Annotated in this window: 21 protein-coding genes; 8 read left to right on the plus strand and 13 right to left on the minus strand. The window is 42.1% G+C overall.

What is annotated here, in order from left to right:
- Positions 1-44: 44 nt before the first annotated feature.
- From msrA to CWB72_RS11490, 3 genes are read right to left on the minus strand one after another with little or no spacing between them, the layout of a single operon-like run.
- A complete protein-coding gene (gene msrA / locus CWB72_RS11480) occupies positions 45-578 on the minus strand; it encodes a peptide-methionine (S)-S-oxide reductase MsrA (RefSeq protein ID WP_138631511.1) in 534 nt (177 codons plus the stop codon).
- Positions 571-3,672: an efflux RND transporter permease subunit gene (locus CWB72_RS11485; RefSeq protein ID WP_138631513.1), complete on the minus strand. Its 3,102-nt coding sequence runs from the start codon at positions 3,670-3,672 to the stop codon at positions 571-573. Before CWB72_RS11485 ends, msrA begins: the two co-directional genes overlap by 8 nt.
- A 4-nt stretch (positions 3,673-3,676) precedes the next feature.
- Positions 3,677-4,732 carry an efflux RND transporter periplasmic adaptor subunit gene (locus CWB72_RS11490; RefSeq protein WP_138631515.1) on the minus strand — a complete coding sequence of 352 codons (1,056 nt, stop codon included), beginning with the start codon at positions 4,730-4,732 and terminating at the stop codon, positions 3,677-3,679.
- Between the two features lie 236 nt (positions 4,733-4,968).
- Between CWB72_RS11490 and CWB72_RS11495 the strand changes: the two genes are divergently transcribed.
- The 5 genes from CWB72_RS11495 to CWB72_RS11515 are packed head-to-tail and all read left to right on the plus strand — an operon-like array spanning position 4,969 to position 9,132.
- A complete protein-coding gene (locus CWB72_RS11495; RefSeq protein WP_138631517.1) occupies positions 4,969-5,709 on the plus strand; it encodes a DUF2982 domain-containing protein in 741 nt (246 codons plus the stop codon).
- Positions 5,706-6,038, plus strand: coding sequence for a hypothetical protein (locus tag CWB72_RS11500; RefSeq protein WP_138631519.1), 333 nt, complete (start codon positions 5,706-5,708; stop codon positions 6,036-6,038). Before CWB72_RS11495 ends, CWB72_RS11500 begins: the two co-directional genes overlap by 4 nt.
- Positions 6,039-6,055: 17 nt before the next feature.
- A complete protein-coding gene (locus CWB72_RS11505) occupies positions 6,056-7,753 on the plus strand; it encodes a DUF1566 domain-containing protein (RefSeq protein WP_138631521.1) in 1,698 nt (565 codons plus the stop codon).
- Positions 7,743-8,300: a DUF1566 domain-containing protein gene (locus CWB72_RS11510; RefSeq protein WP_138631523.1), complete on the plus strand. Its 558-nt coding sequence runs from the start codon at positions 7,743-7,745 to the stop codon at positions 8,298-8,300. The genes CWB72_RS11505 and CWB72_RS11510 overlap by 11 nt, the downstream gene beginning before the upstream one ends.
- A gap of 58 nt (positions 8,301-8,358) precedes the next feature.
- On the plus strand, positions 8,359-9,132 hold the full coding sequence (locus CWB72_RS11515) for a YggN family protein (protein WP_436409854.1): 774 nt from the start codon (positions 8,359-8,361) through the stop codon (positions 9,130-9,132).
- A 20-nt stretch (positions 9,133-9,152) separates the two neighbouring features.
- On the opposite strand, the gene CWB72_RS11520 is transcribed toward CWB72_RS11515, so the two are convergent.
- From CWB72_RS11520 to zapB, 7 genes are all read right to left on the minus strand, one after another.
- Complete coding sequence (locus tag CWB72_RS11520; protein WP_138631527.1) at positions 9,153-9,998, minus strand: amidohydrolase family protein; 846 nt, start codon at positions 9,996-9,998, stop codon at positions 9,153-9,155.
- Complete coding sequence (locus CWB72_RS11525; RefSeq protein WP_138631528.1) at positions 9,995-10,723, minus strand: SDR family NAD(P)-dependent oxidoreductase; 729 nt, start codon at positions 10,721-10,723, stop codon at positions 9,995-9,997. The genes CWB72_RS11520 and CWB72_RS11525 overlap by 4 nt, the downstream gene beginning before the upstream one ends.
- A 21-nt stretch (positions 10,724-10,744) precedes the next feature.
- A complete protein-coding gene (locus CWB72_RS11530) occupies positions 10,745-11,233 on the minus strand; it encodes an FKBP-type peptidyl-prolyl cis-trans isomerase (protein WP_138631530.1) in 489 nt (162 codons plus the stop codon).
- A gap of 62 nt (positions 11,234-11,295) precedes the next feature.
- A complete protein-coding gene (locus tag CWB72_RS11535) occupies positions 11,296-12,777 on the minus strand; it encodes a LysM peptidoglycan-binding domain-containing protein (RefSeq protein WP_138631532.1) in 1,482 nt (493 codons plus the stop codon).
- Between the two features lie 19 nt (positions 12,778-12,796).
- The gene (locus CWB72_RS11540) at positions 12,797-13,774 is read right to left on the minus strand and encodes a hypothetical protein (RefSeq protein ID WP_138631534.1); all 978 of its coding nucleotides are present in this window, start codon (positions 13,772-13,774) and stop codon (positions 12,797-12,799) included.
- 59 nt (positions 13,775-13,833) lie between these two features.
- The gene (locus CWB72_RS11545; protein ID WP_138631536.1) at positions 13,834-14,106 is read right to left on the minus strand and encodes a cell division protein ZapA; all 273 of its coding nucleotides are present in this window, start codon (positions 14,104-14,106) and stop codon (positions 13,834-13,836) included.
- Positions 14,106-14,336, minus strand: coding sequence for a cell division protein ZapB (gene zapB / locus CWB72_RS11550; protein WP_058028813.1), 231 nt, complete (start codon positions 14,334-14,336; stop codon positions 14,106-14,108). The genes CWB72_RS11545 and zapB overlap by 1 nt, the downstream gene beginning before the upstream one ends.
- Positions 14,337-14,619: 283 nt before the next feature.
- Here zapB and CWB72_RS11555 point away from each other — a divergent pair, with 283 nt between their 5' ends.
- The gene (locus CWB72_RS11555) at positions 14,620-15,456 is read left to right on the plus strand and encodes a 23S rRNA (adenine(2030)-N(6))-methyltransferase RlmJ (protein ID WP_138566857.1); all 837 of its coding nucleotides are present in this window, start codon (positions 14,620-14,622) and stop codon (positions 15,454-15,456) included.
- Positions 15,457-15,535: 79 nt separating this feature from the next.
- Here CWB72_RS11555 and CWB72_RS11560 read toward each other — a convergent pair whose 3' ends face one another.
- On the minus strand, positions 15,536-16,699 hold the full coding sequence (locus CWB72_RS11560) for a DcaP family trimeric outer membrane transporter (RefSeq protein WP_138631538.1): 1,164 nt from the start codon (positions 16,697-16,699) through the stop codon (positions 15,536-15,538).
- A gap of 390 nt (positions 16,700-17,089) precedes the next feature.
- Here CWB72_RS11560 and acs point away from each other — a divergent pair, with 390 nt between their 5' ends.
- Together acs and CWB72_RS11570 are read left to right on the plus strand one after the other, a co-directional pair.
- Complete coding sequence (acs, locus tag CWB72_RS11565; RefSeq protein ID WP_138631540.1) at positions 17,090-19,030, plus strand: acetate--CoA ligase; 1,941 nt, start codon at positions 17,090-17,092, stop codon at positions 19,028-19,030.
- Positions 19,031-19,122: 92 nt separating this feature from the next.
- On the plus strand, positions 19,123-19,776 hold the full coding sequence (locus CWB72_RS11570) for a response regulator transcription factor (protein ID WP_138566860.1): 654 nt from the start codon (positions 19,123-19,125) through the stop codon (positions 19,774-19,776).
- Positions 19,777-19,914: 138 nt separating this feature from the next.
- Here CWB72_RS11570 and purU read toward each other — a convergent pair whose 3' ends face one another.
- Positions 19,915-20,745 carry a formyltetrahydrofolate deformylase gene (purU, locus tag CWB72_RS11575; RefSeq protein ID WP_138631542.1) on the minus strand — a complete coding sequence of 277 codons (831 nt, stop codon included), beginning with the start codon at positions 20,743-20,745 and terminating at the stop codon, positions 19,915-19,917.
- Between the two features lie 76 nt (positions 20,746-20,821).
- Positions 20,822-24,256 carry a PAS domain-containing hybrid sensor histidine kinase/response regulator gene (locus tag CWB72_RS11580; protein WP_138631544.1) on the minus strand — a complete coding sequence of 1,145 codons (3,435 nt, stop codon included), beginning with the start codon at positions 24,254-24,256 and terminating at the stop codon, positions 20,822-20,824.
- Positions 24,257-24,437: the final 181 nt, after the last annotated feature.

Here is a 24,437-nt window from a genome sequence, read left to right on the forward strand (position 1 = left end):
AAAGGAGCTTGATGCTCCTTTTTTGTTATTGAATATCAGCAAATTTACTCATCGAGTAGGTGTGCGTACTTTTGACTAAACTTTGCTACTTTAGGGGCCACAACCACACTACAATAGCCCTGATTTGGGTTCTCATTAAAGTAGTCTTGGTGATACTGCTCTGCAGAGTAGAAAGTGACCGCAGGTGTTACCTCAGTGACAATTTTCTCGGCTAAATGTGGCTGTAACTGTTTGATGGCTTGTTCAGTCAGTTCAGCTTGTGCGTCATCGTGATAGAAAACTGCACTGCGATATTGCGTGCCTACGTCATTACCTTGACGGTTTAATTGAGTTGGATCGTGCAAAGTAAAGAACATATCTAATAGTTGTCTGTAGCTGATGACATCAGCGTCGAAGCTGAGCTGAACTACTTCAGCATGGCCGGTCATGCCTGTACAGATATCTTTGTAGGTAGGATCGTTGGTATGACCCCCCATGTAGCCAGATTCAACTTTATGAACGCCTTTGACGCGGCGAAAAGCCGCATCAATACACCAGAAGCAGCCACCGGCAAAGGTTGCCGTTGCAATGTTAGCCATGATTTTTCTCCTCTAAAGTGCGTGCTTGTTCAGCAATTTTTTGACTTAAGAACTCAGGTGATTGAGTCTTACGCGCCAGTAACGAATAAGCGCAAGGAATAATAAATAGCGTCAGTATAGTTGCCACGCTTACACCTGCAAAAATAACTACACCAATTACCATGCGACTTTCTGAGCCTGGGCCTGTCGCAAATACCAGCGGGATCGCACTCATTACCGTCGTCAGCGACGTCATGATAATAGGGCGCAGGCGCTGAACGGCAGCATCAACTAAAGCCTGCTCAAATGCGATGCCTTTGTCGCGTAACTGGTTGGCAAACTCAACAATGAGAATACCATTTTTAGCACTCAAACCAATCAGCATCACAATACCAATTTGGCTGTAGATATTCAGGCTACTGTCGGTGATAAATAAACCGTACATAGCGCCAACCAGCCCAAGCGGTACGGTTAGCATGATCACCAGTGGGTGTATAAAACTTTCAAACTGAGCAGCAAGCACTAAGAAGGTGACAGTCAACGCGAGTAGGAATACGTAAGTCATGGCCGACTCACCTTCATAAAACAGCTTAGATTCACCTTTATAATCAACAGCACCATCTATATGGTTTTCTTCAGCAGCAACCGTGTTTAAGAAATCTAAAGCTTCGGCCAGCGTATACTCATCCGCAAGGTTTGCAGTGATGGTGATTGCACGCATACGGTTATAGCGATTTAAACGTGAAGCTGTGGCTTCTTCAGTCACAGTGATCAAGCTGTCTAGTGGGATCAGTTCTCCTGTACGAGACTTAACAAAGATATCAGCAATATCATTAGGCGCAGCGAAATCTGCTTTAGTACCTTTCAAAATCACATCATATTCTTCACCGCGGTCAATAAAGGTGGTAACGCGGCGTTGGCCCAACATAGTTTCAAGGGTGCGACCAATATCACTTACCGACACTCCTAAGTCTGCCGCTTTTAATTTATCAATGCTGACCAAAAACTGTGGGAAGGTTTCTTTGTAATCATGGTCTAGGCGAACAAGGCCTTTGTTCTGGCGTGCTTTAGATAAAATTTTATCTCGCCATTCGACCAGCTCTTCGTAATCGTTACCTTGCAGTACAAATTCGATAGGGCGTGACTGACCGCCGCCGCCAATGCCTCGGCGCATAATAGCAAAAGCACGCACATCGGTGACTTCGCGCATTTTGCCGCTGATCTCACCCATAACCTGCCAAGTTGAACGCTTGCGCTCGTCCCAATCAGGCATACCTACGATGGCAACACCACCACGACCACCCCAACCTGGAACACGCACTAGTACACGGCTGAGTTCACCCGCTTCAACATATGGCAGTAGTCGTTCTTCAATCTTTGCCATATTCTCAGCATTGTTTTCGTAACTCGCGCCTTCAGGGCCATTCATCATAACAAAGAAAGTACCGCGGTCTTCTCTAGGTGTGAGTTCAGATGGAATTTGCTTCATGAGGGTATAAGTTGCAAAACCCGCTAACACCAGTACCGCCAATAAGCTGAAACGTCTGTTTAAGTTATCTTCTAGTACTTTACGATAACCATTTTCAAGCTTAGTAAATTGTTTATCCATCCACTGAGTAAAGCGACTTTCACTACTACTAGGCTTAAGTACTTTGGAGCATAAAGCTGGTGACAGGGTCAGGGCTGTGACGCTTGAGAATACAACAGCGGCACTGGTTGCCATAGCAAACTCAGTAAAGAGTGCACCAATTCGACCATCCATAAATACCAAGGGTACAAACACAGAAACGAGTACAAGTGTTGTGGCTATGATGGCAAAACCTACCTCACGTGCGCCTCTAAATGCCGCTAAAAGTGGCGGCTCACCAAGCTCGATACGGCGATAAATGTTCTCGAGCATAACAATGGCATCGTCCACGACTAAACCTATTGCTAATACCAGAGCCAATAGAGTGAGTAAGTTGATTGAATAACCCATTGAGAGTAAGAACATAAAGGTAGCGATAAGCGCTACGGGCACAGTGACCGCAGGAATTAAAGTTGCACGAATGTTACCTAAGAAGATAAAGATCACTACCACAACTAAGCCCATAGCAATCGCAAGCGTACGATAAACTTCGGTAATAGATTCACGAATGAAGATAGAAGAATCGTAACTATCCTGAATCGTCGTGCCTTCAGGCAGGTTACGCTTAATTTTCTCTAGTTCCTTGCGGGCATTATCGACGACTTCTAAGGTATTGGCTTTGGCTTGCTTTACAATGCCCATACCAACCATGTTTTTACCATTCCCGCGAAATGTACTTTCGTTGTCAGCGGCTTCAAGTAGAACATCTGCTACTTCCCCTAGGCGAATTAAATAGCCTTGTTCGCCTCGTTTAATGACAAGGTTATTAAAGTCTTTTTGGGTTTTGTAACTACGTGTTATGCGTACAGAAAAATCTCGGTCAAGAGATTCAATTTCACCAGCTGGCAGCTCAACATTTTCACGACGTAAAACCTGCTCTATGTCGCTTGAAGTAATGCCGCGTGCTGCCATGGCTTTTCTATCTAACCAAATTTTCATGGCATATTGACGTTCACCACCAATACGCACGTTAGAAACACCATCAACCACTGCAAGGCGGTCGACAATATAGCGCTGAGCAAAGTCAGACAGTTCTAACGTGTTCATAGAGGTGCTGTTAAGAACAAACCAAGCGATAGGGCTCTCATCTGAATTTGATTTAGAGACCTCAGGAGGACGTACTTGTTCTGGAAGTCTATCTAATGCGCGTGAAACACGCTCGCGAACGTCATTTGCTGCTGCGTCAATATCTCGGTCAATATTAAATTCAATGGTGATGTTTGAGCGACCATTGCGAGATGATGAAGTGATGCTCTTGATGCCTTCAATACCTGATATACGGTTTTCGAGCACTTGCGTGATTTTCGTTTCAACCACTTCACTTGAAGCACCAGTATAGCTTGTAGAGACACTGACTATTGGTGTTTCAATGTCTGGGTATTCACGCAGTGGCAACATGGTAAATGCCACGATACCGAACGTGAGTAATAGCAGGTTAATTACAATTGCAAAAACGGGGCGCTTTACCGCAGTATCTGTAATTCTCACTCGATTACCCCTGTGTCGTTACTGAAGAGCCAGGGCGAATTTTAATGGTACCTTCGGTGATCACTTGTTGACCTGCTTCTAAACCACTTTTAATGGCAACCCAACCATGAAAACGTTCAAGTAACTCGACTTTGACTTGCTGTGCTTTATCGTTGTCATCGATGATATACACAAAGTGGTTTTCCTGACGAGGGATGATACTTTTTTCAGGCACCATGAGCGCTTCGATACGGCCCAGCTCCAATGCTACTTGCATCAGCATACCTGGTCGTAAAAGGTTGGTTTCATTTTCAAAACTGGCAGTGACAGATACGCTACGTGTTGCTTGATTGATACGCGGTTCAATATGTGTCACTTCACCAGTAAACGGAGTATTAGGGTAAGCATCTGAAATCGCAGATACCTGCATGCCTTGGGTTAATTGAGCTAGATACTTTTCAGGTACCTGAAAGTCTACTTTGATAATGCTGATGTCATCTAGAGTGGTGAAAGGGGTGTTGCTATTCACAAAACTACCGATATCGACTAGACGTTTACCTAGCACTCCAGAAAATGGGGCTTTGATCACCATCTCTTGCAATTTTGATTCTGCATTGGCAAGTTTTGCTTGCAATGCATCGACTTCAGATGCTTGTTCTTCTAGCTGAGATTGGGCAGCAGATTGAGAGCGAGCTAGCTCTTGCAAGCGTTTAAGTTGTCGTTTTTGCTCTTTTAAATTAATTTTTAATTCTTTAACGGTTAAACGCTCTTGTTTATCGCGAAGGGTGGCAAGCACTTGCCCAACTTGCACAAACTCGCCATCTTTGAAGGTAAGAGACTCTATATAGTCACTTTGTGCACTGATGACGTTGATGGCTTGGTTTGCTCTGGCTGTACCTACGGCGTCAATATTGATACTTTTGATGTCAGTACTAACTATATGCGCTGCAACTTGGGTTGCTGGGCGAGACGAAGGTCCTGTTTTACTGTGGCTCACTGGTAGATAAAAGTAACCACTAATAGCGATTAAGATTAAAATTAAAACGGGAAATAGGACTTTACCTGATTGCTTGTTATACATGTTATTCGACCACTGCTATTGATGAGCTCAGTTTACAAGCTTTATACGATCGAAAAATGAGTATGGTCGTATTAATTTGTGTGTTGAACGAAAATTAAATCTCAGCTATGTGCTTGTACCGATTATGTTTGTGGATGTCAAAATGAAGCCAGAAAAAAAGTGTCCCCGATGTGAGAAAATTAGAAAATATGTTGTTTGGACAGTTTTGATGTTCATTTTTTATTTTAGTTTGTACAATGGCTGAATCAACTAAACATGTTTTTTTAAGGGCCTCTGCAAATAGGTTCAGTATAGAGTTGATGCTGGTAGGTGGTGTCGCTATCGCGATTGTTATGCTATTTGTTACACTCAGAGCAACACCAATAAGTGTCATCGAAATTATATTTGTCGCCACAGCGATAATGGCGGTGGTTTTGGGCTTTTTGAAAAGCCGTGAACCCTTTTATAGCTTTCAATTGAATTATAGAAAAATCACTTATTATCATAAGGTTGGTGAGTGGAGTATCGAAATATCTAATATCTCATCTGTCGGAGTTCCTACAGCAAGCGATGGTTTTGAACAAGTAGAATTAAACGCAGTAGGTATAAAACTCAAAGATGAAATACGTTTCTTAAACGACTTACACCCACGACTAGCGTGTAAATTATTAATTGAACAACGACATATTTTTTTACAAGCTGTTAAAATGCATTGCAAATCCGGCTCCTGCCCATCAGAATGGCTTGTTGAACCTAGTGAGTTCCAAGCGGGCTCGGGTCAAATTTATACCGGTTTAATCGCCATGTTTGCAAATCGGATGCAACATTTACATACGTTGACAGGCTACCACTTATTGTTGCCCGCAAATGTGTTAGATAGGGATATATGGGATTTTTCAAACCTATTGAACCACTGGAAATTAAATCCAGAAATGGTGGTCCAAGAATTGCTAGATAAACAGGCCACCGTTGCAAGAAGTAACAGGAACGATTCATGAGTATAGAAAGAGCCTTTATTAAAAGTGGACGTAATACCATTATTCATAAAGAAAAGAAGCTCGACCTAGTAATTGTAAACGGTGAGGCACACCCAAAAATTAAAGTAACTGCTAATGGACTTGTGCCATTCAAAGAAGGACTGCCAAGAAACCGACGTGAAGGTAAAGAGCGTTATTTAGAAGTTGTTCAAGTCGCAAGTGCGGATGTTTTTGGGGAAGTAAAACGTTTGTTGTTTATCCAAGCGCTTGATGGGCGTGAATACAAAATCGATTATAGTAAGATCGGAACAAAGTTATTTGTGCGCATACATCAAGATAGCTATCTCTAATTCTATTAGGAGCGTCTATGTTGCGTCGAGCATCTCTAAGTGTTGTAGCGAGTTTTTTACTTTTAGGGTGTGGCGGTGGAGGCTCCGACTCAAATGACCGTATAGAAAATGCCAGTGTTAATGCGGGGGCAGATTTCGGTGTTGAAGAAAAAGCCGATTTTACTTTATCAGCTGTCGGCTCTCCATCTGGTGGTACTTTTACCTGGCAGGTGATAGAGGGACCCAATATGAAAGGGTTTCCTCAAGAAGGACAAGAACTAAGTTTAACAGCGCCGGATGTTAAGGCCGATACCTCAGCCACATTAAAAGTTGAGTATTTAGCTCCCAGCGGTGTGTTAGTTTCAGACACAGTCAATATTGCTATTGGTTCTCGAAATCAACTTCCTCTCCCTCTTATTGAGAAAATTGCACCTGATAGGGATGTTTTACAATACAAAGATGAAGTGACACTCAGTGCTGAATCATCTACGGATCCAGATGAAAACGGCAAAATCATTGAGTATGCTTGGCAACAAGTGAGTGGTCCTTCGCTCACATTTGAACGCAAAGATCAAGTCACTCTCAGCTTTATTCACCCGCTATTATCAGCTAATGAAACCGCTCGTTTTAAACTTACTCTCACCGATGATGAGGGGGGGGAAAGTAGTACAGAGTTTTCTCTGACCTTATACAAAAATGCGCAAGTTGTATTTGCTGATGCAGGTGAAGACATCAAAGTGATTGAGTTTGATAAAGGGCAATTAGATGCATCGGGAAGCTTATCTTCTACCAGAGACTATAGCTGTTTATGGGAGCAGCTAGAGCGACCTAAAACACAACTTGACGACTTAATTTCAGACGCAAACCTATGCCAAACCACTTTTACCGCGCCTGATGTCGATATCGCTTCGCTGTTAAAGTTTCAAGTGACGGTGACTGAGCCTGGTGGTTTTACCGACAAAGACAGTATGGAAGTCAGTGTGCAAAGACGGGCTGTGGGTGAAAATCTGAATGATACTGGTCAGCAACGTTGTTTTAATAGCGAAGCGGTGATTGATTGCGAAAATGAGACTTTTCCGAGGCAAGATGCAGAACTTGGTCGGGATAGCTTTGTTTTAAATGAAGGAAAAACCGGATCCGGTTTGGCTGCATTTGATTTTACTAAATTAGATGAAAATGCCCGTCCTATTCTTGATAGTAGCACTAGTAACTTCAGTTGTGTCAAAGATAACAATACAGGCTTGATCTGGGAAGTGAAGCAAGCGAATTCAGCAATTCCACCAAATGCGCCTTTACGAGACACTCGAAATACTTACACTTGGTATTTAACCAATTACCCGAATGGCATGCCTGGTACAGATATTTCTAGCTGTTCAAGCTCAGTAAGGTGCGATACCCAGATATATATCAATGAAGTAAATGCCACTAATTACTGTGGCGGACGTAATTGGCGGCTACCGACTTTTATCGAGATGATAGGGTTATTTAACTATGGTGAAGTCGCAGGTGGTTCTTATGTGCTTGATCCAACTTATTTTCCTAATATAGCTAACCCTAACTGGACGGGATCAAGCTTTTACTGGACTTCACAGCCGAGTATAGAGGGTGCCAGTGATAACACTAATCTAATAGAAGCCTATGCATTTGATATGTTGACGGGTGAAACAGTTGAATTAGAACAAGATAATAAGGCGTATATTCGCTTGGTAAGAGAGGTATCTAATAATGAAGAGTAACAAATTTGTTTTGATACCTATGCTTTTAGGCAGTGCGCTTAGTCAGGCACAAGTCTGTATTCCTGAAGCGGTTGATCCTGAACGAGAGATTGACCCTTCCGAGCGGTTTGAGATTAATGAAACCGATGGCGTGGTATTGGACCGCAGTACGGGCCTAATGTGGCAGCAGTGCGAAGTTGGTTTGAATTATAATGCTGATACCAGAACTTGTACGGGTAGCATTCAAAAACTGACTTGGCAGCAGGCGCTTCTTGAGGCTAATGATAATAGTCACGCCAGTTACACAGATTGGCATGTACCCAATATAAAAGAACTCGCCAGTATTATTGATCATAGTTGTGCATCACCAGCATTAGCTCAGCTAGAGCTGGGTATTTTCTTGTTCAGTAATGAATTACTTAATGGTGAAGAAGGCGATTATTGGTCAAATACAACCGTTTCATTGGAGCCCGAGTATGCTTGGACGTTTCAAGTCTCAGACGGCAAGAACAGGTATCTCAAAAAAACGCAAACTGGTCGATTAAGGCTAGTACGTTACGCAAAATAGATTTAGCTTAAAGTTAAAATTTGCTAATCTTCCCGCCTTCATTTTATGGGACCCTATTTTGCGACAATATTTTACACCGTTTTTATTTGCTGCTTTGTTTTCTAGCTTTGCGTCGGCTAACGACAAATGTGATGTAGAACTAGATCATGGTTTGATCATCACAGATTCGGTTATTCGCATTGTCGATAAAGGGCAAACCCGTGTGCAAATCAACCATGATGAACAATTGCTCATTAAAGGTTATTTTATTCAACTTAATGATGAAGAAACTAAAGTACTTCGTGAATATGCTTTAGGTATTCGTGATACCGTTCCTGAACTTGTCAGCTTAGCAACTGATGGGGTTAACTTAGGCCTCAGTGCTATTGAGCAAATAGTAGAAGGCATGTCAGATAAAGAACCGGAAGTATTAAAGACCCAGTTGCAGTATGTTGAACGTGCGTTAATGGATAAATTCAAACGCGGAGATGACTTCTTCTTTATCGCGCCTCAGTCGCTGTCTAAAATTGATGATTTCTTTACAGAAGAGATCAGTCAAAAAATTCACTCAGCTATCCATGGTTCTTTAGGATCTATTCTAGTGTCACTCGGTGATGCCTTTAAGTCGCGTGAAGGCAATATTGAAGAGCGTATTACAGATATGGGACAACGTATGGAGATCATTTCTAAAGAAATCGATAAATCTCTAAAAAAGAAGGCACAGCAGCTAGAAGATAAAGCAGAGGAATATTGTGAGTGCTTAAACTCACTAGATGAAACGGAAGCACGTCTGCAAGCTATAGTCCCAAGCCTAAAAGCCTATGATTTAGTTCGGATCAGAGCGCCTAAGTAAGTAGCTAACACAAACTGGTTTTATACTGAGTTGACAAAATAAAATCGCTCGGCATTCGCAAAGCTGAGTTTATGCCAGAGCAAAGAGTCGCTCACTAACTGTTTGTAACCTTGCCACACCTGAAAATAACCCTCTCGCATTAAACAAACGGGATAGTTAGAAGAAAACATCACTCTATCTTCACCAAAGTAATTCAATAGGAGCTTTAATTTTGCCTTTGAGTCTAAAGCATCTGCACAGTGTTCCTGGCCAGAAAACTTAATAAATATGCTATCTGTATCTCTTAATAATGACAAAGCGATAGTGTAATCATGCAGGTTATCAATAAAGCCGGCGTGATTGAGAACAACTTTGAAACTAGGGTACTGTTTTGCGAGCTCAACAACAATTTTTACAGCATTTAGATGACAAAGCTCAAACTGCGCTTCAAAGATTAAACCGTGCTTAGCGAGCGTACTAAGGTTTGTTTTGGTGTTATCAGACAATAACCTAAGGTGATCTTCACCTTCGGTGATATCACGAATACCAATGAAGTTAGGTGCTGATAGTAACTCGGTTAGTTGCTGTTCAAAGATAGTTGGTTCACTGTCTATTTGAATGTAGCTGATGGCTTTAAAAGGGACATGCTCAGGTGTACTATTGGCAAGCCATTCAAGTTCAGCACTTGGCTTGGTATTGTCAAACCCAGCCTCTATGTGCACAAATCTTTGCACTGCAAATTCAGTATTGGCTAAATCTGCATAGTGGTGGTTTTGTTTTATTTTTTCTAGATTAGGCCAGTTTGGGCCTGAGCCTTGAGTAAGCCAATGATATTGACCCAAACTTAAGTCAAAAAAGTGTAAGTGTGGATCAATTATCTGCATCATTGTGCTGTATAGCCCCCATCGATACTTTGTAGGCTGCCTGTGATAAAGCTAGCATCTTCAGACAATAAAAATGCCGTTAGCGCAGCGACTTCGTGGGCTTGACCTAATCGACCTAATGGCTGTAGTTGCGCTTCTTCAGCCACGATTTCTGTTTTATTAGCGCCACTTTTATCACAGTACTTATCAATAGCGTGGTGAAATAGCGGCGTTTCAATTGTGCCAGGGCACACTGCATTCGCGCGAATATTAAACTTTGCGTAATCAAGTGCTGTGGTTTTTGCCATTGAAGCTAATGATGACTTAGTAAGGTTATACGCAAATGAGTTCGGTTTACCTATGATGGCTTGATCTGATGACATTAACACAATTGCGCCATTTTTTTGTGTTTTCATGCTTGGCAATACGGCTTGAATAGCTGCATAAGCGCCTTTGACATTCAAGTTAAATAGCGCGTCTAACGTGGCTTCGTCGGTATCTTCAATGGTGGCACTTAAATGTTTGCCGGCATTCGAAACTAGGGCGTCAACACGACCTTTTTGCGTAATAATTTCAGCTATACAGCGCTTAACCGTTTCGACACAACTTACATCACACTCTACGAAATTGCCAATCTCAGAAGGGGCAATATCGAGATTAAAGACTTGGTAGTTTTCTGATAGCAGCTTTTCAACAACGGCGAGGCCGATGCCAAAGCTGCCACCTGTAACGATGGCAACTTTATTCATAATAAGTTATTCAATCTAAAATTAGTGACCGCAGCCACCTTCACCGTGAACATGACCGTGAGATAACTCTTCAGCCGTCGCTTCACGCACAGATATCACTTCAACATCAAATGTCAGTGTTTTACCTGCAAAAGGGTGGTTTAAATCGCAGTCAGCGTTAAAACGGCCAACTTTCACAATGCTTACTTGATGGCGACCTTGATTTGATTCAACAATGGCACTCATACCCGGCTTCCATATTTTGTTGTTGCCTAGGCCCTGTAAGTGTTTAATGGGAATACGTTGAATTAAGCCTTCTTGATACTCGCCGTAGCTGTCTTTAGGCTCAAGTGTCACACTGAATTTGTCGCCTGCAGCTTTGCCTTCAAGTGCCGCTTCAAGACCTGGTAGCATGCCTTCAGTGCCATGAAGGTAAGTTAATGGCTCAGCGTTTGTGCTTGTTTCAATTTGCTCACCGGCTTCACTTAACGTGTAGTGAAACTCGACAGCCGTATCTTTAGTAATTTGCATGTTTTTCTCTCTTATCTCAGTTTGGTGCACATTTTACGTGAGCAAACCATGAAGTGCGAGTGTTAAGGAGAAGTATTCGGCTTTACGAGCTGCTCGAGCTCAGAAAGAAACTTTTTAGGTTCTGGCTTTTTAGGTGTTTGCGCAGGTCTGGGTAAATGCAGCACCAGCTTTTTGCCTGGTTTAAGCAAGCTAGTGCTTTTTAGGTTATTCCATGTCAGTAAATCTTTGACGGGCACATTGAATTGTTTACTGATCTCCCAAAGAGAGTCGCCATTTTGAATGATGTATTCATGTTCCATGGTTAACACTGGTTGTTTCTCTTCTTGAGCAAGGTAAGGGCTTACTTGATATTCAAGCATTAAGTTGGCGAGCGGTTGTGCCTTTTTTATTTTTAGTACTTCTCCGACTTTTAAAAGACTTGTTTGTTTATTATTGAGTGCCATTAATGCATTGACCGAAGTATTAAAGCGACGCGCTAAACCATAAAAGGTGTCGTTTTTCAGCACGGTGTAAGTTTGGCTAAAGTAGTTTTGAAAGAAGTCACTTTGCCAAAGTTGTTTTTCGGTCAGGGGTAACAATACTTTGTGAGGGCCTTCAGGGGCACTTTGGTGTTGTAGGTAGCCAGGGTTTAGCTGGTGGAGTTGTCTTTTACTAACCCCTGTAAGTGAGGCAAGTACCGAAAAGTCAAAACGCTGAGCAAAGTCGACTTCACTGGTTAAGGCATAATTGGGCAGCTTTGGTATCTTAAACTCAGGATGTTTGGCCTGGAGTAGATAACTTAGAGCGAGTAGCTTTGGTACGTAGTCGGCGGTCTCAGAAGGGAGTTTGAGTTGCCAAAAGTAGCCTTGCTTGCCTTGTTTTTTACTTTTTCGAATCGCTTTTTTTACTCGACCCTCTCCGGTGTTATAGGCTGCGAGAGCATGTAACCAATCACCGTTAAAGCGTTGGTAAAGATAAACTAAATAATCAAGGGCGGCATCGGTTGAGGCCAACACGTCTTGTCTGCCGTCGTACCATTCATCGGTTGTAACGCCAAAGTGATAGGCGGTGCTATCCATTAGCTGCCAAATGCCCACTGCACTTTGACTAGAATGTACCTTAGGGCGAAAGTCACTCTCAACAAATGGCAGTAATACCATATCCATGGGTAAGCCTTTTTGCTTTATTTTTTCAGCAATATGAAACAGGTAAGGCTTTGCACGCTTATTTACTTTCAACAAGTAATCGGGTTGTTTCAAATACCAATCAATGCGTTTTTGCAAGCGAGGTGTCGGCACTATGTCAAAGGCTAAACTGGCAATTATTTCTTGCCAAAGATCGTCGTAAACGACAGGGCTAACTTTGGGTGTAATACTGGAATGTATGTCTTCTTGTATTTTATTATCTGCTTTATATGGCTTATATTCAGGTGTAGACTGATTTAATAGCGCCGAAATTTCATGAGGTTCAGCTGAGCCATTTTGATCAGGTGAAGAGGTACTTTGGCATGCTGTTAATACTAGCAACCCGATACACAATAAAATGCTTCTAAAATGTATATTCATACCCATACTCCTTTACCAATTATAGCACTGTCCCTTGCTTTTGCATTTTTTGCACCTGTTTGGCTTTAGCTAGCTCATACATCAATCTCAGCCGAGTTTGCGTGAGCTCATCCGTTTTGTACATTGCCAGCAATGCTTCTGGCATTGCCATCGAGTCGCTGTTGATTGCGGCCTCTAAAAAGGAAATTGGTTTTTCTAACGCTTTGAGTTTATATGGCTTACCTTGTGCAGGTAGTAACCAAGTCACTTTTTCAGCATGACGTAGTTTTTTAACTGTTGTGAACCAAGCCTCTAAATCACTTTCCTGTACATAGGGAATAGGGTTCGTGGTTAAGCCTGCAAATAATCCCAGATTATGATGACTTAATATACTTAGGTTACCTTGTGTCGCCCCTTCGATTTCTTCTACGACAATAGAGTGCTTACCTAAATCTAGAGTCACTTGAGCAGCCTTTAATAAAGTAGGAGAAGAAAATGATGTACTTAGCCACTTATCAATACGTGCTTTAGCTTTATTAAGACGTTGTTGAAGCTGAGCGTTAGATTGTATTTCTACCCGCGATTGACTGAGTTGTAGACTTTTTTCGAATCGAGAGAGTTTATCTTTTAAGGCGCTTTGGTATTCATTGAAATGCTGTGAAACATGACGTGGTGCATGCCATGTCGCACCAGGAAATTCATTCGCTAGTAGCATCATCCCTAAGATTTGCTCTTCATCACTGCTGGTGCTGAATAAATGGCAAATAGGTTGGGGAATGCGTTTTTTTACTTCGCTTGCAAAATTTTCTAGTGCGCTAAAGTCTCCATGTGCATCAATAATAGCTGCGCATCTTTGACCGACTAAAATAGCCTGATTACTTGTGAGGTATCGGGCGTCGGACGGAGGGGCAATCAAAAAAGTCTTGTCATCGAACTTTAGCCATTGTGTTGCAGAAGCTGAAATTGAGATAAAAATAAAAAGTAGGGCGAAGAAAAATCGCATAATCAAATAGAACATTACTGTGCAATTCAAAGTTGCACGTAATTTAACCGATTATGCGAGTTGATTAAAGTAAATTACTCTTCGCTGCTAGTTAGATGAGAAGAAAGTTTTGTGATTAACCCCTCTTGCGCAGTTTTTTGTGCTTGTAAGTCGTGACACAGGTGAAGCGCGGCCATAAGTAACGCGTTGTGCTCAGTGCGAATAGAGCTGCGCTGCTTCATTTCTTCTACCGTGCTATTTAGCAAGGCTGCAGCATCGAGGAGCGCGGCTTCTTGCCCCTCAGTGCAGGCAAATTGATGTGTTTTGCCAAGCAGGCTCACTTCAACTTGATTGGTTTTTTGCGACATTAGCTAGCCTGAGTTGCACTCTGTAGCTTGCTCAACAGGCCAGATAAAGTTTGGCTTGTCTCTTTTTGCTTTTCTTCACTTTCAAGTACTTCTAGCTGCAGAGTTTCATTTTCATCAACTAGTTTTTCATTTTGAGCTTTAAGCTCTGAAAGTTCGTTATTTAAACGATTGTTTTGGTTGATCAGTTCATCAATCAATTGTTCGAGTTTTGGGAGAGTTTCGTTGTTCATAAAGGCGCTCTATTGACTGTTATATATGGTACAAATGTAAAACAAACTGACTAAGGATGCTAGCAAATACCTAGCTTTGCGGTGCATTTTGTCATTATTTAGTCATAAATGAGTAAATTCAGCTCTAATACATGTAATAAACACTATTTTGAAAAGTTGGGTTCTCTTTAATTTTATATTTCTCAGGACGGTGTCGTTTATATCTGAAGGTAATTAGGTGATAATGTAAGCTGTTATCTTCAAACCTGAGTGAGTGCTCAGGTAAACACTTTTGGGCGCAATTATGCTGAGTTATCGACATTCATTTCATGCAGGCAATCCTGCTGACATCATCAAACACCTTGTTCTGGCACAAGTGCTCGAATACATGACTAAAAAAGATAAACCGTTTGATTACATTGATACGCATTCTGGTGCTGGTTTTTTTGAATTAGCAGGCGCTGATTCACAAAAGACACAAGAATATCTTGATGGCATTGGCAAGCTTTGGCATTACCAAGGTCAAAACCAAGCAATTCTAGATTTTGTTGAGTTGGTTAAAGGTATGAACGAAGCGTCATTAGCGTTTTATCCTGGCTCTCCAAAAGTGGCAGAACAGTTTTTACGTCGTCAAGATAAAGGCTGGTTCTTTGAACTACACCCGCAAGATCTAGATTTACTTGAGAAAAACACTCAACATAAAAAATCTTTGCGTGTAAAAGGTGAAGATGGCTTTAAAGGCTTGCAGGGCTTGGTGCCACCAACTTCAAGAAGAGCCTGCGTGTTGATGGACCCGCCTTATGAAATTAAAACCGATTATCAACATGCCGTGAAGATGATAGTTAAGGCGCATAAAAAGTTTAGCTCTGGCACCTATATGATTTGGTATCCGGTTGTAGACAGAGAGCGCATTGATTTAATGGAGCAAACTTTAAAAGAGTCTGGCGTTAGAAACATTCAATTATTTGAACTGGCAACCAGTGCCGATACTGACGTTCATGGAATGACGGCATCAGGTATGATGGTGGTGAATCCACCATGGACACTAAAAAAGACCATGGATGAAGTTTTACCTGAGTTAGTTGATTTACTATCTGATGAAGCAGGATTTTATAGAAGCGAACAGTTAGTTGAAGAGTAACTTCGACGAAACTTAAAAAATAAAGCGGCGTATTACGCCGCTAAAAACTTTGCCCATAAAGTATGGGTAAGTTGGGAGTTTAGAGCACGTATTTCACAGACATTTGGATGCGATCTAAATCACCTTCAGCACCATTCTCTGTTTCACGTGTACCTACCTTATATTCAGCACCAAAAGTCAGCTTTTTAACCGGAGAGTAAAGCAAGTTAGCACTATAGCTCATGCTTGATTTAGTCGGGTTATAAGTATCACCTAAAACGTTGTCGACATTATCAGCATTGAAGAAAGAGTATAAGAAAGTTGAACGGAATTTGTCATTCCAGTGGTGTTGATAACCAACAAAGCCAGACGTTGAATCAATCGTATGCAGATTTGAACCATCATATACCGCGCCATTTGCAACGTTTAGACCTACATAACGGCCAAGACCCGCGCCTTGAGTTAGCATAAACTTGAAGTTATTTTTACCAAAGTTCACACGACCTGATGCACTTACACCAAATGATGTTTCACTTTCATCAGCAGCGCCAATTTTGTAAGTGAGCTGGCGTGCTAAAGCAGTAAGTACAAAGTTACCCCAATCAGCATTGTGCGTGTAACGAGCCGTGAAGTCAGGCATAGATGCATCATCTGAAACAACACGGCCTGCATCAGCAGTGGTTACTGTACTTTCTGGGTTTTCTACTGAGAACGAGAAGTTACCACTCGTATATTTCGCCATAGCTTGACGAACGAATACTGTACCTTCAGCTGGACCTATGAAGTCGATTGTTTCAGGCAGAGCACCGACGTTTTGGAAGTTTGACCAAGCCTGACCAAATAACCAACCTTTGTAGGTAACAAATGCTTGACGAATACGCGGAGAATAAGAGTTACTGACGCGCTCATTACCACCTGTTGAGGCAATAAAATCTAGCTCAATTTTCGTTTTTATGGTGCTGCCATCTTCAAGCTTAGTGGCTGTACCAAAGTTAAAACGAGATTGACGGGCATGCATATCAAATACCGCATCTTCACTGCTAGAAGCTGATACAGGTGTTGTACCAGGCACATAGAAATCACGGCCAATATGCTGTGCGCCTAAAGTACCGTCAGAAAAATCACTCCAAATAGCGTCGAGCTTAACGTAACCGCCATAGCTTATTTTGGTGTCTTCAATGGTGCCTGCTAGAGCAGGTGGGCTTAGAGCGCTTGATACTGCTAGAGCTGTAAGGGTTTTAATTGCTACACTTTTAGTTGTCATAGTTGATGTTCCTTAAAGCTGCGTTGTTAATTGTAACGACGCTGTCATAAATGAGAGTTCATATCCACTGTTGTTGATGGTCGCTTTTTGCTCAATTAGTCTTTGGTCTATACGACCAAGGTGGAGGGATAAACAAAAAATTCACAGTCCATTAATAATTTGTGGCAATATTTCGTCTATAAAAGTAGGATTAAACGCATTTTACGCTGTATTTTTCATTTATTTAATATAGGGTTGGACTGTTTGGTTCTATTTTAGGCACTTTATTGCAAAAATTGATCTATGTTTGTTTTTTAACCTTTATACAACTAAGGTCTAATTCTTTAACTGCAACGCCTGAGTGATCCTTGATGAAAGCCCAAGGGCAAGTAAATTAATATGGAGATGACTATGTCACAAAGCATTTATCCGGTTCCTGAAGCTATCAAGAACAATGCATTAGTTAATAACGACCAGTATGAGACTTTATATAAACAGTCTATCGACAATCCTGAAGCATTTTGGGCTGAGCACGGTAAACGCCTTGATTGGTCAACCCCTTATACAAAAGTTAAAAACACCTCTTTCGATAAAGGTCATATCAGCATTAATTGGTATGAAGATGGCGAGCTTAACGCATCTTATAACTGTATCGACCGCCACCTTACAGACAAGGCCGATAAAGTTGCGCTAATTTGGGAAGGGGATAGCCCAGAGCAAAGCGAAAATATCACTTTCCAACAGCTTCATGACGAAGTGGCAAAACTTGCCAACGGCCTTAAAAAGCTAGGTGTTGAAAAAGGCGATCGCGTTGCGATTTATATGCCGATGACGCCATTTGCAATTTATGCAATGCAGGCTTGTGCGCGTATTGGTGCTATCCACTCAGTGGTATTTGGTGGCTTCTCGCCATCAGCAATTGCGGATCGTATTAAAGACTCTGGCGCGAAAGTGGTTATCACATCTGATGAAGGCCGCCGCGGTGGCAATACAGTTCCGCTTAAAGCCAACGTTGACGAAGCCGTTTCTCAAGATGGCGTAACGACGGTTGAGCATGTTGTTGTGCATCAACTAACCGGTGGTGAAGTTGATTGGCAAGGTCATGACGTATGGTGGCATGAGTTAACAGCAGATGTACCAGCTGAATGTGAACCAACACCAATGAATGCCGAAGACCCACTCTTCATTCTTTATACCTCTGGTTCGACTGGCACGCCAAAAGGTGTTGTACATACAACCGGTGGTTACCTAGTTTATTCATCAATGACCCATGAATATGTGTTCGATATTAAAGAAGACGATATTTACTGGTGTACAGCCGATGTGGGTTGGATCACAGGTCACAGCTACATGGCATATGGCCCACTAGCTAATGGCTGTACTCAGGTTGTATTTGAAGGTGTACCAACTTACCCAAGCGCAGGCCGTATTGGTGAGGTGGTTGATAAGCACAATGTAACCATTCTTTATACTGCTCCAACGGCTATTCGCGCACTAATGGCGAAAGGCGATGAGCCAACAGCGAGTTCAAAGCGTGATTCACTGCGTATCATGGGTTCAGTAGGTGAGCCAATCAACCCTGAAGCATGGACTTGGTATCATGAGCGCATTGGTAACAGCAAATGCCCAATCGTAGATACTTGGTGGCAAACTGAAACGGGTGGCATCATGATCACACCACTGCCAGGTGCGACAGACATGAAACCAGGCTCGGCAACACGTCCATTCTTTGGTATTGCTCCGGCTCTATTTGATGCTGCAGGTGAAACACTTCAAGGCGCAACAGAAGGTAACCTAGTTATTCTTGATAGCTGGCCGTCACAAGCGCGAACAGTGTATGGTGACCATGAGCGTTTTGAGCAAACTTACTTCTCAGCTTACCCAGGCGTTTACTTCACAGGTGACGGTTGTCGTCGCGATGAAGACGGTTATTACTGGATCACAGGTCGTGTAGATGACGTATTGAACGTATCAGGTCATCGCTTAGGTACTGCTGAAATCGAAAGTGCTCTAGTTGCACACGAAGCAGTCGCAGAAGCGGCTGTAGTGGGCTACCCACATGACATCAAAGGTCAAGGCATTTATGTGTATGTAACACCGAATGAAGGCGTGCAGCTAAGCGATGAGCTAACTAAAGAAGTGCGTAACTGGGTTCGTAAAGAGTTAAGCCCAATTGCTTCACCAGATATGATCCAATGGTCACCGGGTCTGCCTAAGACACGCTCTGGTAAGATTATGCGCCGTATTTTACGTAAGATCGCCGCGAATGAGCACCAACAGCTAGGTGATACGTCGACACTGGCCGATCCTACTGTAGTAGATGAATTAATAGAAAATCGTTTAAATCGTTAATAGAACGCTAAAAACTTGAATTTCATTAAATTCTAATCGTACTATATCGGCTGTCTTCTTTCAGATGACAGCCGAATTTTTAGGAGTAAAGCATGAATCAGTTTTTAATTGCGGATGATCACCCTTTATTTAGGGAAGCTTTAAAAGGCGCATTACAAAGTCAGTTTGATGATTTAACCGTTTTCGAGTCTGAAAGTTTTGACAGTACCCTTGCTGTGTTATCAGAGCAAGACGAGTTAGATTTACTTTTGCTTGATCTACATATGCCCGGCAGCGGTGATTTATACGGTCTGATCCGTATTCGTGAAGACTACCCAAGTCTTCCTATTGTGGTTGTGTCAGGCAGTGAAGATCTCAGCATCATTTCTAAAGTAATGGCATACGGCGCCATGGGCTTCATTCCGAAGGCTTCCTCAACACAAGATATCGCAAAAGGTATCGAAACTGTGCTTGAAGGAGAAACTTGGTTACCAGAAAATATAAAAGATAAAGTAGCCAATGTTGAAAATGAAGACAGAGAGCTCGCACAGCAAGTTGCTTCACTCACGCCACAACAATATAAAGTATTACAATACCTACACGAAGGTTTGCTGAATAAGCAAATCGCCTATGAATTACATATTTCTGAAGCGACAGTAAAGGCACATATTACTGCTATCTTTAGAAAGCTAGGCGTTTATAACCGTACTCAAGCTGTACTGATTGCTTCAAAACTACAACTAGAACCCGTAGAAGCAGTGAGTTAAATACTGCAGCAATACTATAGAAGACTTCTAATGCACTAGGCAAAGAGAGTCTTGGTATATCGCCTAATAATGCTTGTCACAGTGGTGAATACCCAGCTGTAACAAGCCCTTTCACTTTTTAGCTGATATAAGCTTGGGTTAGCTAAAAACCACAGTCCGATTGCCGTTGATAAACACCTTATGCTCAGAAGCGAGTTGTAAGGCATTACAGAACACCGTTTTCTCTATATCTCGGCCCATTTTTGCCATGGCTTCAGCATTGTGTATGTGGGTCACTGGCGTCACATTCTGTGCAATGATAGGCCCTTCATCGAGTTCATTATTAACAAAGTGTGCGGTCGCACCGACAATCTTTACGCCGCGATCAAATGCTTGATGATAAGGCTTTGCGCCAATAAACGCTGGCAAGAAAGAGTGATGAATATTAATCACTTTGTTCTCAAAGCGTGCAACAAACTCAGGTGACAAGATACGCATATATTTGGCAAGACCAATAATGTCAGGTTGATATTGTGCAATTGCATCTCCGACGAGCTTATCGTGTTCTGCACGGCTTAACCCTTCATGTGAAATACAATGAAAAGGAATATCAAAGCCTGACACCAGCTTTTCTAAATCTGGATAATTGGCAATGACAGCCTGTACTTCGATGTTAAGCGCTTGCTCATATTGCTTAAGAAGCACGCCACCAAGGCAGTGAGCTTCTTTTGTAGCCAGTAATACCACCTTTCTTTTTGACTCGTCAAAAAGCTCAACTTTGGCTCCTGATGGCAACTGACTCTTTAGTTGCTCAAGAAAAGCATCACTGGGTTCTCCGGTTAATTCGGTGCGCATAAAGAAGCGTTTTGCTTCTTTATCAACAAATTCATTGTTGCGGGTGATATTTAGATTATGCTCGTAACAGAGCCCGGTAATTTTTGCGATCAGACCTACATCGTCATCACATTGTGTGGTTAGTATTGTTTGCATTTCCTCATTCCTCTGCAAAGTCGGATTGTCACTCTAGCTTTATTACAGAGGAATGAAAATAGCTAACTCATGCTAATTAACGCCCAAAATTCATTAATGCTTTCAATTTTGCCGGTTTTACCGGTTTTGATAGATAATGAATGTTCAGAGCCTTCACTTCAGCTTTTACTTCTTGGTCACGTACAGCAGTAATGAGCACGGCAGGCACTTGTAATTGCCATATTTCTCTCAAAGTTTTGATTAAGGTGATGCCATCACATTCAGTACCCAGCTGATAGTCCATTAGAATTAAATCAGGTGCTTTATTTGATTTAGCATGTGCAAGAACCGAATCAACATCATTAAATAGATCGAAGTTAGTTTGCCACTTAGCTAATAAACTCGACATGGCCTCTAGATTTTCAGGATCGTCGTCAACGGCGATGACATTGAGCTTAGCGTTATTATCGCCAAGTGGCATGCTGGAAGTTGTGGGGGTTTTCTTTGCCACTAAATTAGTATCACCATAAGGGATTAATATGCTAAAACGGCTTCCTTTACCGGGGATAGATTTCACCTCTAAGACAATAGACAAAAGATCACAAAGACGTTTTACGACCCCTAAGCCCAGACCCACACCTTTGTTGTCATTTGAGTGTATGCGGTAGAAGTCGTTAAATATTTTAGCTTGTTCGTATTCGCTGATCCCAGGGCCCGTATCGTACACTTCAAGAAATAAGCCATGCTTGCGTTTACGGGTGGCAATCAATACTTTGCCAGTGTCAGTGTATTTAACTGCGTTTGAGACTAAATTTTGGATCACACGGCGTAAATAAGTGGTGTCGCTATGCACAATATTCTGATTGCTTCTGACTTTTAATTTAAGACCTTTTTCACTCGATAAAATCGCGTACTCATTGGCAAGTGGGCAGAGAATATCATCGATACTAAAATGTCTTGGAGTTGGCTGCATGGCGCCTTGTTCTAGTTTGGCAATATCAAGTAAAGATGACATCAGGTGAACGGTGGAGTCGAGCGAGTCGTTGAGCTTATCAAAGCTGCCTCTATCTTGAGAGGATAAGTGGTTAGGATCAATCGCTGCTGAGTATAGTCTGGCGGCATTGAGCGGCTGCAAAATATCATGGCTAGCAAGTGCTAAGAAGCGGGTTTTACTGTCATTGGCTTTTTCTGCTTCTTTTTTTGCTGCGATTAAGGCGTGCTCAGTTTCAATGCGTGAGTCTATTTGTGCCTCTAAATCTTTATTAATATTTCGGATCTCTTGAGTGCGCGCTTCGATGCGGTTTTCAAGATCCATGTTAATTTCTTCTAGGGCATTTTGTGTGGCGATGTGCATGGTGACGTCGCTAAAACTGGTCACGAACCCGCCTTCAGGTAGTGGGTTACCCGTCATTTCAAACACCTGACCATCACGGCGGTGGCGGATAAAGTGATGGGGTGTGCCATTTCTCAAGTGTTGAACACGTTTTTCCACAAGGCGGTCAATTTCTCCTGGGCCACATTCGCCGCGCTGGGCGTTAAAACGAATGACTTCTTCAATCGGCTGGCCGACTTCTAAAAAGCCCTCTGGGTAGTTAAACATCTCAGCATAGCGCTTGTTCCAAGCAACGAGATTTAAGTCTTTATCTACCACAGAAATGCCATGAGAGAGGTTTTCGAGTGATGTATAAAGTAAGTTTTGGTTAAATTGCAGTGCTTGAGTGGTCTCATCAAAAAAGTTAACGACCTCTTCAAATGCCATTTGCTTGCCCGAGGCAACGGTATGAATAAGCGCTTGAGCAGACGAGGCACCCAAAACCCCGGTGAGGGCGCGTTCACAGTAGGCGATAAACTCAGGATCTGGATAGGCGTTATTGTCATCAATATCATTCAATAACGTATAATGGCCTAGCAATTGTTGTGAACGCTGAACACCTAAGAAAGTCTGTAATAGTACTTTAAAGTCATACACGGTTGCTTTGACGTTTTTGTTCATGCGTTTAATCAAAGCTGCTTCTTCACGTGGATTGACAAAAGCTGCAGCTTGGATTTTATCGATTAAGCGCTCATGGGCACCTAATGAAAAACTGATGTAGCAACTAATATTCGCAAATAGGGCGATTAAGGTGCCCTGAGTAATAAGCTGCTGCCTTGCCTCGAAGTTGAGAGAGAATCCCATATCGACCATAGGCATTATTAAAAACAGCGTCCAACAAATGAACCCAGCTAATAAACCAGCATAAACGCCGTAAGCATGACCTTTTCGCCAGTACAAGCCGCCAACAATGGCAGGTAATAATTGGGTTACCAATGAAAATGCCACTAGACCCATACTTGCTAGCGATTCACCATGACCAAAATGTTGTTGGTATAAATAAGCCAATAATAAAATAGCGGCGATGATAAAGCGGCGGATCAAGAGAATAGAATACTTATAGTTACCCAGCGCCGGGGCGCGGTGAAAACGCCGCTTTAATACCAGTGGCAATACCACGTCATTCGACAACATAGTACTGAGTGTCAGTGTTGCCACAACAATCATGGCGGTTGCCGAAGACAGTCCACCGATAAAGACAAACGTCGTTAAAATAGGGTGGCCAGTAGAAATTGGCAGTGCCAATACAAAACTATCAGCCGCCAAATGAGAGCCAATATTAGGGTGAATAGCAGCGGTAGCAATCGGGATGATCATCGCTGCAGTTAACATAAGGTATAGAGGAAAAGACCATCGGGCTGTTAGTAAGTGCTTTCTATCTTGGTTGTCTACAACAGTCACATGAAACTGTCTGGGCAGGCAGATAATAGCCGCAGCCGCGATCAAGCTCTGACCAATAAAATTGAAGCTACTAAAGTTAAAGTCTTGCCAGTGGGTGAGTAAATTTAAGCTATGTTTTGGCTGATTATATAGTGCTATTAATGCTAAAGCCGCCACAGCAACGAGTGCTAACAGCTTGATAATAGACTCAAACGCAATGGCCAGCATCAAGCCTGAACGGTATTCGGTGACGTCGACTTTTCGTGTACCAAAAAAGATAGCAAAGAGTGCAATGATTAAGGTACCGGTAAGTGCTAAAACAGTACCTGAAAGCTGTTCATCTTGTTGCAGTAATAAAAAGCTAGAACTCAGCGCTTTAAGTTGCAGCGCGATATAAGGAATGGTCGCCAATAAAGCTATCATGGTGACCATAACGGCGGTGGTTTGTCGTTTGCCATAGCGGGCAGAGATAAAATCGGCAATGGTGGTGATATTTTGTTTTTTACTGACCAATACCAGTTTTCTCAAAAAGCCTTGTCCGAATAAAAATAAGAGAGCGGGGCCTAATAAGATAGGCAAATAATGCCAACTACTCGCTGCAGCAGTGCCCACGGCACCATAGTAAGTCCATGAGGTACAGTAAATGCCGAGTGCCAATGCGTACACAAAAGGATGATGGCTAAACTTTAACGCACGGGGGGTTGTTTTATCTCCCCAGTTTGCCAGCCAAAATAAAACCCCTATATAACAAAGAGAAACAAATATCAGTGCAGCGCTCATAGTCTTATCTTTTTTATCGTCGACCAAACAACCTTATCACATTTGCTTTTTTTGTAATCCTTTTTGTATCTCAATTTAATGTTTAACTAACTGTTTAATATAGACTTTGTATTTATTGTTCTAACTAAATTAGACTAATGTCTTATACCATCCCAAAAATGCCCTTTCTGCTCAAAATGCG

The sequence above is a fragment of the Pseudoalteromonas phenolica genome (assembly GCF_005886345.1).
GTDB lineage: Bacteria > Pseudomonadota > Gammaproteobacteria > Enterobacterales > Alteromonadaceae > Pseudoalteromonas > Pseudoalteromonas phenolica_A.

Bases quoted from the DNA above. Each gene is read 5' to 3' on its own strand.
- CWB72_RS11495 (WP_138631517.1), top strand. From the start codon at position 4,969: ATGGCTGAATCAACTAAACATGTTTTTTTAAGGGCCTCTGCAAATAGG.
- CWB72_RS11510 (WP_138631523.1), top strand. From the start codon at position 7,743: ATGAAGAGTAACAAATTTGTTTTGATACCTATGCTTTTAGGCAGTGCG.
- CWB72_RS11490 (WP_138631515.1), bottom strand. From the start codon at position 4,732: ATGTATAACAAGCAATCAGGTAAAGTCCTATTTCCCGTTTTAATTTTA.
- CWB72_RS11580 (WP_138631544.1), bottom strand. From the start codon at position 24,256: ATGAGCGCTGCACTGATATTTGTTTCTCTTTGTTATATAGGGGTTTTA.
- CWB72_RS11540 (WP_138631534.1), bottom strand. From the start codon at position 13,774: ATGTTCTATTTGATTATGCGATTTTTCTTCGCCCTACTTTTTATTTTT.
- CWB72_RS11545 (WP_138631536.1), bottom strand. From the start codon at position 14,106: ATGTCGCAAAAAACCAATCAAGTTGAAGTGAGCCTGCTTGGCAAAACA.
- CWB72_RS11530 (WP_138631530.1), bottom strand. From the start codon at position 11,233: ATGCAAATTACTAAAGATACGGCTGTCGAGTTTCACTACACGTTAAGT.
- CWB72_RS11500 (WP_138631519.1), top strand. From the start codon at position 5,706: ATGAGTATAGAAAGAGCCTTTATTAAAAGTGGACGTAATACCATTATT.
- CWB72_RS11555 (WP_138566857.1), top strand. From the start codon at position 14,620: ATGCTGAGTTATCGACATTCATTTCATGCAGGCAATCCTGCTGACATC.
- purU (WP_138631542.1), bottom strand. From the start codon at position 20,745: ATGCAAACAATACTAACCACACAATGTGATGACGATGTAGGTCTGATC.
- CWB72_RS11570 (WP_138566860.1), top strand. From the start codon at position 19,123: ATGAATCAGTTTTTAATTGCGGATGATCACCCTTTATTTAGGGAAGCT.
- acs (WP_138631540.1), top strand. From the start codon at position 17,090: ATGTCACAAAGCATTTATCCGGTTCCTGAAGCTATCAAGAACAATGCA.
- CWB72_RS11535 (WP_138631532.1), bottom strand. From the start codon at position 12,777: ATGAATATACATTTTAGAAGCATTTTATTGTGTATCGGGTTGCTAGTA.
- CWB72_RS11525 (WP_138631528.1), bottom strand. From the start codon at position 10,723: ATGAATAAAGTTGCCATCGTTACAGGTGGCAGCTTTGGCATCGGCCTC.
- CWB72_RS11520 (WP_138631527.1), bottom strand. From the start codon at position 9,998: ATGATGCAGATAATTGATCCACACTTACACTTTTTTGACTTAAGTTTG.
- CWB72_RS11560 (WP_138631538.1), bottom strand. From the start codon at position 16,699: ATGACAACTAAAAGTGTAGCAATTAAAACCCTTACAGCTCTAGCAGTA.
- CWB72_RS11505 (WP_138631521.1), top strand. From the start codon at position 6,056: ATGTTGCGTCGAGCATCTCTAAGTGTTGTAGCGAGTTTTTTACTTTTA.
- zapB (WP_058028813.1), bottom strand. From the start codon at position 14,336: ATGAACAACGAAACTCTCCCAAAACTCGAACAATTGATTGATGAACTG.
- msrA (WP_138631511.1), bottom strand. From the start codon at position 578: ATGGCTAACATTGCAACGGCAACCTTTGCCGGTGGCTGCTTCTGGTGT.